This is a genomic window from Candidatus Ozemobacteraceae bacterium (genome assembly GCA_035373905.1).
GTDB lineage: Bacteria > Muiribacteriota > Ozemobacteria > Ozemobacterales > Ozemobacteraceae > MWAR01.
Genome location: DAOSOK010000076.1, coordinates 1 through 7,097, shown reverse-complemented (window position 1 = coordinate 7,097; position 7,097 = coordinate 1). Strand labels below are relative to the sequence as shown.

Annotated in this window: 5 protein-coding genes; 1 reads left to right on the top strand and 4 read right to left on the bottom strand. The window is 58.7% G+C overall.

What is annotated here, in order from left to right; genetic code table 11:
* Positions 1-3: 3 nt before the first annotated feature.
* Positions 4-819 (bottom strand): GGDEF domain-containing protein, encoded by an 816-nt coding sequence (locus PLU72_20170; protein ID HOT30501.1) that lies wholly within the window; start codon positions 817-819, stop codon positions 4-6.
* A gap of 293 nt (positions 820-1,112) precedes the next feature.
* On the opposite strand from PLU72_20170, the gene PLU72_20165 reads away from it, so the two are divergent.
* The gene (locus PLU72_20165) at positions 1,113-2,114 is read left to right on the top strand and encodes a hypothetical protein (protein HOT30500.1); all 1,002 of its coding nucleotides are present in this window, start codon (positions 1,113-1,115) and stop codon (positions 2,112-2,114) included.
* 206 nt (positions 2,115-2,320) lie between these two features.
* On the opposite strand, the gene can is transcribed toward PLU72_20165, so the two are convergent.
* The 3 genes from can to PLU72_20150 form a co-directional block, all read right to left on the bottom strand.
* Positions 2,321-2,962 (bottom strand): carbonate dehydratase, encoded by a 642-nt coding sequence (gene can / locus PLU72_20160; GenBank protein HOT30499.1) that lies wholly within the window; start codon positions 2,960-2,962, stop codon positions 2,321-2,323.
* A gap of 119 nt (positions 2,963-3,081) precedes the next feature.
* On the bottom strand, positions 3,082-6,111 hold the full coding sequence (locus tag PLU72_20155) for an InlB B-repeat-containing protein (protein ID HOT30498.1): 3,030 nt from the start codon (positions 6,109-6,111) through the stop codon (positions 3,082-3,084).
* 464 nt (positions 6,112-6,575) lie between these two features.
* Positions 6,576-7,097, bottom strand: a 522-nt coding sequence (locus tag PLU72_20150; protein HOT30497.1) for a hypothetical protein, incomplete at its 5' end; no start/stop codon positions are given.

Below are 7,097 nucleotides of genomic sequence, written 5' to 3'. Positions count from 1 at the left end.
CCTCTACCACATGAAAAATCCCGCAGAGTGTACATGAAACCCCGGAAATGCCGGGTACATGATGAACTCGTCGCTGCCGAACCGGCCCAGGATGTCGACGCCGCGGATGCAGAACTTGAGGGCGTCGGAGAGTTCGCGCAGGAGCTCGATGCCGGAGTGCGAGCCGCAGGACTTGATGATCGGCTTGAAGTTGTCGACGTCCATCACGATGAGCGACAGCGGCAGCTTGTACCGATGGGACTTCGCGAGCTCCTCGGCGAGTCTGTCCATGAAGTAGGTGTAGCAGAGAAGCCCGGTGTCGGGATCATACCGCCGGAGATCGTCGAGGGCGTCGAGCAGTTCTTCCCGCTCTTTCGCGGCGCCGCAAAGCCCGGCGGCGGCCTGGACGAGCTGAATGACGAGCGGAGAGTCCTGCGGATCGGTCTCGAAGAAGACGACGAAAAAGCCGTACACGCCCGCGGATGAGGAGACCCGTGCGGCGACGGCCAGCCGATAGTCGGTCTCGATCTTCAACTCCTGGTATTCTTCGGGATTGGCGTCGCGCTTGATGATCAGGAGAGGTTCGGAGTAAAACAGGCGGCCGATCGCGCCGGTTCCGACCTGGCGGCGATACGCGTTGGCCGCTTCCTGGAAGATGTTGTGGCTCTGGGTGACTTCGAGTTCGTCGCTGCGCTTGTTCTTGCAGACAAGGGCTACGGCGGTGGCGCCGAGGCTGGCTTCCATGCACCGCATGATGCGCTTGATGGTGCGGACCGACCGGCGATCGGCCGGGAGCCCCGCAAGCGTCTGGCAAAGTGCCGGTAGAACATGTTCCTTCATCGATTCTCTCCTGATGTTCTGCAGATGGGTGCCTGGCGCAATTCTTCCGGGAGCGGGCGAAAGTCTTTCTTCTTATCGGCAATCGGTGGAAAATCTCTCTAAAAAAAAGTATACCATACTCTGTCTCATGTGGAGACAAGCCCGGGCGAGGCCATGAGCGCGGGCCGAAACGTGCGGGCGGAGGATGCGATTGTATCGGGCGAACGGATTTGAGCGTAACGGGGACTGAATTTCTTTCGTTTTCCTTGTTGTGGAACGACGATTCGTGAAAATTTATCGGGAGGTCGATGCGTATGTTGCAGTTCAGCCGGAAAACGGTTCTCCTGCTCTTTCTGTGTTTGAGTGTCGCCGTTGCGACTGTGGCGGAAGACCAGAGCGACGGCTTCGTTCCTGCAACCGGGAATGAGACGCAGACTTCGGCGCCGGTCGTCACGACGCCCTCCTCCGATGCCGCGTCGAACGTGGATGCTGCGTCTGCGGCGGAGTCGTCCGGTTCGCAGGCTGTCAGTGCGGCGGTATCGGATCTGAGCTCCGCGCTGGACACGTTTTTCAAGGCGCTCAAAACATTCTTCGATGCATTGAGCCAGCTCTTCAGCAGCATTTTCGGCGGAAGCGCCAATGCCGCGGAAGTCGCTTCGACCGGGTCGAGCCCTGCCGCTTCCCCGGAAACGCAGAATGAAGCCGGCGCCGGAACGGCCGTGCGGCCGAACGCCAGCCAGACGGCGCAGACACCGGTTTCCCCGGCTTCCCAGACTGCTTCCCCGACGACCTCCGGCCAGGCGGCGTCTCAGACTCCCTCCGGCCAGCAGGCCGACCAGAACGGGGTGTCTATATCGGACGCCGGACGCGAGCAGATGAAGCGCCTGATCGCCTATGCAAAGAGTCATCATGGTGGCGGATCGAACGGCGACTGTTTCAATTTCGTCTGGCGCTATCTGACGAGCTCTGGGTACGGCAAGCTCAGAAACTGGGGCGACCTTCCGAACATGAAATCCACGTATGCACGCCATTTTGCCGAGTATCTCAACGGCGGCCAGTCCCGCCTCGACGAAGCCGGCCTCCAGCGGCTCGACTCGACCCTGAACCCCCCGATCACGAACCCGCACGATCCGAGAATTCCTGATGGCGCCGTGATCGTCGTTGCGGCCGGAAGCTACGGCACCTCGGACCCGGTCGCCGGAGACATTGTCGTGAAGGCAGGGCCCGGCCATTTCATCAACGACGGCCCCAACATGGATTACGGCACGAAGAGCTCCTGGTATGGAAAGCTCCTGGGGGTCTACGTCCCGAAGTGAAGAGCCGCGAATAGCGGAAACGCCCGGAAGCGGATTCATTCCGTCTCCGGGCGTTTGCTCTCCGCAGGACAGGAAGCGCGCCCACCTCCGATCGTGCTGAGCCTGTCGAAGCACGATCGGAGAAATCCCCCTTCGACAGGCTCAGGGCGAACGGGAGCTCTTCAATCCTGAAGGTTCATCGAGTCGAGACGTATATCGAAGGATATTCATCCTTCCGAGAAATAGCGGGATTCGAGTTTCTGGAGCTCCGCGATCGAGGAGACGCTTATCCCGAGATCTTTCAGCAGGCCGTTCTTCAGCGAGTAGATCCATCCATGGACGGTCAGAGGCTGTTTCCGGCGCCATGCGTCCTGGACGATCGTGGTGTCCCCGACGTTGAGGGCCTGGCGAACGACGTTCAGCTCGGAAAGGAGATCGAGTCTGCCGGTGTGACGCTTCACGCGCTCGAGCGAGGCACGCTTGATGCGGATGATTTCCTGCAGGTTCCTGAGCCAGTTGTCGATGAACCCATGGTATTTGTTCTCGAGGGCCGCCCTGACCCCGCCGCACCCGTAATGGCCGCACACGATGACATGCTCGATCTTCAGGTTGTCGACGGCATACTGGATCACGGACAGGCAGTTGATATCGGTGTGAATGACCTGGTTCGCGATATTCCGGTGTACGAACAACTCCCCGGGAAGCAGCCCCACGATCTCGTTCGCCGGCACCCGGCTGTCCGAACACCCGATCCACAGGTATTTCGGCTCGTGAATCGCCGACAGTTTCCGGAAAAACCCCGGGGTTTCACGCTCGACCTTCTTGACCCAATGAGTATTGTTTTCAAAGAGAAGTTTCAGATGCTTCATTCCCGCAGACTCCTCATGGCATATATAGCAAAAAATATAGAACGGCGTGAGGATATGAGGCGAGAACCATGAAAAAACCGGGCTCGGACATTCGCCGAACCCGGTTGTCTGGTTGTTCCTCAGTAGCCGTTCAGGAGATCATACCAGTAGACGTCACTCGCGGCGCTCCTGTAGACAATGGCGATCTTGTTCTCGGTCGTGACGTTGGTGGCACCGATCGGAAATGCGGCCCCGGCAGGAAGCGCCGTGGCGGGGACCGACACGCTGCCGTCGGTTTCGAGAACAACGTATTTGGCTTTGTTGCCGTCCGAGCCATCGCCGTAGGCGATCAGAACGCGATTGTCGTCGGTGTTGACCATGGGCATCCGCCAACTGTACGCCACGACGCCGAAGATCACCGGCCCGTTCACCAGCGTGCCGGCATCGTCGTAGACCCGGACCGTGCCTTTATTCACGGTGGCGTCCTGATAGGCGACCATGGCGTTGTTGTTGCTCAACTTCAGCGCGGCAATGTTGGCCGACTGGATGTTGCCGATCTTCGCCCGCGCCTTGGTGACCGTGCCGACGTTGTCGTAGACGCTGTAGTAGAGGTCGAGGCTGCCCTGGTTCGCGCAATCGAAGGCCATGAACTTGTCGGTGCCAACGCCGCAGACGGCGAGGCCCCGAATCTCGTTACCTCCACCGCCGAAATTGACCGTCGTCAGGCCCTTTACAATAGAGTTGTCGCTGATCTTGACCAGTCCATATCGTGACCCTTGATTGCTCAGACTCCAGTCGCCGGCAGTGTAGTGGAACAGACCGTTGCCGTTGATCGCCAGTTCCGGCCCCAAGATGAAGGCGGTGTAGTTGTCCGCGACAATGGCGCTGCCAACCCAGGACCCGTCACTGTTGACTCGCGTGTAGTAATAACCCTTGACTCCGTCGTTGGTGGCGTGGCCTATGTAGACCGTGCCTGCGTCATTGACCACCAGATCATACTTTGTATTGAATGTGTCGGCCACGGTAAAGTTATTGGGAAAGAAATTCCTCGGCGGCACCTTTACGACGCCATCGGTGCCACAGACCATGACCTTGCCCAGGTTGCTGGCGGCATCTTTGTAGGCAAACATCAGATCGCCGTTGGCCAGGCTGACGACGTTCGGATACAGGATATTCGTCGTTTTTGGTGACAACATGGGATAGAGATACTGGAACGCCCCTTTCTTGGCGGCGATCGCGAAGTAATACGTCGTATTCGACTTTAGGCCGAGCACGGTGGCCTGCGTGACGTTCGTCGTCCAGTCGAGAACGACATCAGCCCCGGCCAGCGCATCAACTTCCCCGAAGGTGTCGATCGTCGTCGTGACCATCGACTTCACGACCTTGAACTGGTAATTGGCTGCTTCAGGATTCGTCCACTTCACGACCAGCGAGAATGGCAGGCTATCGACCGACGTTGTCGGCCACACCGCATACAAGGTGACATCGGCCGTGCCCATCGAGAAAGTGCCGCCAAACGGGTAGAACGTTCCGGCGCCGTTCGCCTGCGTATTCCAGCCGAGCGGACTGGCGCCGTTCTTGACGAGATTGCCGGTGTTTCCCAGGACGGTGACATTCGCGCCGCTCTCGTAGGCGCTGTTGTCGGTCGGCATGGTACCGCCGGTGTTACCGTTGCCATTGTAGGTGACGGTGAAGGTCGGGTTGGCCGTCCACTTGGCATACAATGTCACGTTGGCGTTGCCCATGGCGAAGGTCGATGCGGCGGCTCGGTCTGTGCCGGTGCCGTCGGCGCTGGTGTTCCAGCCGGCGAAGGTGAAGCCGGTTTTCACGAGATTTCCGGTGTTTCCCAGAACGGTGACATTCGCGCCGTTGGCGTAGGTCGAGCCGTCGACCGGCACGGTACCGCCGGTGTTGCCGTTGCCGTTATACGTAACGGTATAGGACTGGTTGGCTGTCCACTTGGCATATAACGTCACGTTGGCGTTGCCCATGGCGAAGGTCGAGGCGGCGGCCCGGTCGGTGCCGGTGCCGTCGGCGCTGGTGTTCCAGCCGGCGAAGGTGAAGCCGGTTTTCACGAGATTTCCGGTGTTTCCCAGAACGGTGACATTCGCGCCGTTGGCGTAGGTCGAGCCGTCGACCGGAACGGTACCGCCGGTGCTGCCGTTTCCGTTGTAGGTGACGGTGTAGGTGACGTTGGCGCCGACCAGGATCGGGAGGCTGGCAGTGGCGATTTTGCCGTTCGCGGCGGTGATGCGGAGGCTGAGCGTCGCGATCCCGGCCGTGTCGGGGGCGGTCCATGTGCGGATCCGCTTCCCGCCGTCGGTCTGGGTGTCGTTACCGAACGTGCCGCGGGTGGCAGACCAGACGAGATTGTCGTTCGACGTGTCGGCGGGCGTGATGACGCCGGTGACGGTGAGTTGCTCATTCGGTGAGGCGGTCGTTCTGATCGCGTTATCCTTCATCGCGACGAGAAGAACGGTCGGCATCGCCGATGCGGAGGACCCGCCGCTCGTGGGAACGGTGATGATCACTTCAAGCGGGCGCTCGGCCGAGACGAAGGAGACGGGGATGTTGAACTGGTTCGCCTGGCCGGGATTGAGGACGAGATCGAAGATCGAGTTCAAGCCCTCGAACGTCGGAAGGGGAGGGGTCTCGAAGGAACCATTCTGGCCGATATAAAATACCTCGCCCCAGAGGTAGACGGGGGTGCCCTGGGGGAGGAGGGCGCCGTTTTCGTCAGTCATGACGCCGCGGACGATGTTCGTCGCCGTGAGCAGGCCAAGGTCGACGACCTTATCATCCTTCTCGACGAGGGTGTTCGACGTCGAGCGCATTTTATAGACGGTCACATTGTCTTTGTATTTTGCGACCACACGGAAGGTTCCGGCGGGTACGCCGTTGATGCGGTAATTGCCCTGAGCGTCGGAGACGGCCTTGAGTGACGGAAACTCCTCGAGCCAGACTTCTGCTCCTGCGACCGGCACAGGGACGGCGGCGCGAATCGAAAGGCCCGGCGTCCGGGTGATCGTGCCGCGGATGATGCCCGAGCCGAGTTCGGCGGGATAGACATAATCGAAGTCGCCGTAGCCGGTATTCCGGCATGCGGTGAACGAAACGACAAGGGCTGCAAGCAACAACCCGAGAAGAACGCGGGGAACCAAATTCCTCATGGAAGCCTCCGATACGATGTCTGATATGGAACCGCAGGTAAGCGAGAATGATACGCGAGGCATATGTTACAAGCCAATGCGAAGGAATTTCAATTCATTTTTTTGAAGGGGAATGAGACCGACGACGAGCGCCAGATTCGCGTGGCATTGTTTCCAATATTGATTCCTGCAGAATGAAAGCCTCCCGTTGGCTCTGAGCCTGTCGAAGGGCGAAATGAGGAATCATCGGCAAGTGGCTGTTCGTGCTTCGACAAGCTCAGCACGTACGGAGACACGAAGCTGGTTTTTGATATGCAGGACTCAATAAGATGTTGCAGAGGCTACAGGCTTCAAGCTTGAACGCCATACAGGAGGTTCATGTATATCGCATGATATGTAAGAAACGAGATGTCCGTTTATGGAGTCGAAGAAAAAACCGGGTTCGGATGATCGCCGGACCCGGTTGTCGGAAAACGGAAAGGTCGTCAGAAACCGCTCAGGAAGTCGAACCAGAAGGACGTCGTTGCCGTGTCCTTGTACAATATCGCCAGCTTGTTGACCGTTGCGACATTTGTGGCATGGAGCGGATAGGATACACCGCCCTTGAGTGCCGTCGGTGAGACAGCGACGGTTCCGTCGGCATTCATGATCACATACTTCGCCTTTTTCGAGTCTGAATTGTCCGTATACCCGATGAATAGGGCGTTATCGTCCGTCAGCGTCGCAGGCAGTCTCCAACTGCCGACCAGTGTGTCGGCGAAAACGGTCGCACCGACGACAAGATCGCCGGCATCATTATAGACGGCGATTTTTCCTTTCCCATCGCTTTCATCCTTGTACGGAACCATGACATTGCCGTTTGCAAGAAGCGTTGGAGCGAAGACGACGCTCTTCCCTGTAACGAATGTGAACCGCCCCCGGTTTTTCTGGACACGGATTTGAGATACTGGATGTGTCCAAGGAGGACCCATGAAGAACGGTAAAGTGAGCAAGCAATCGGTGGATGA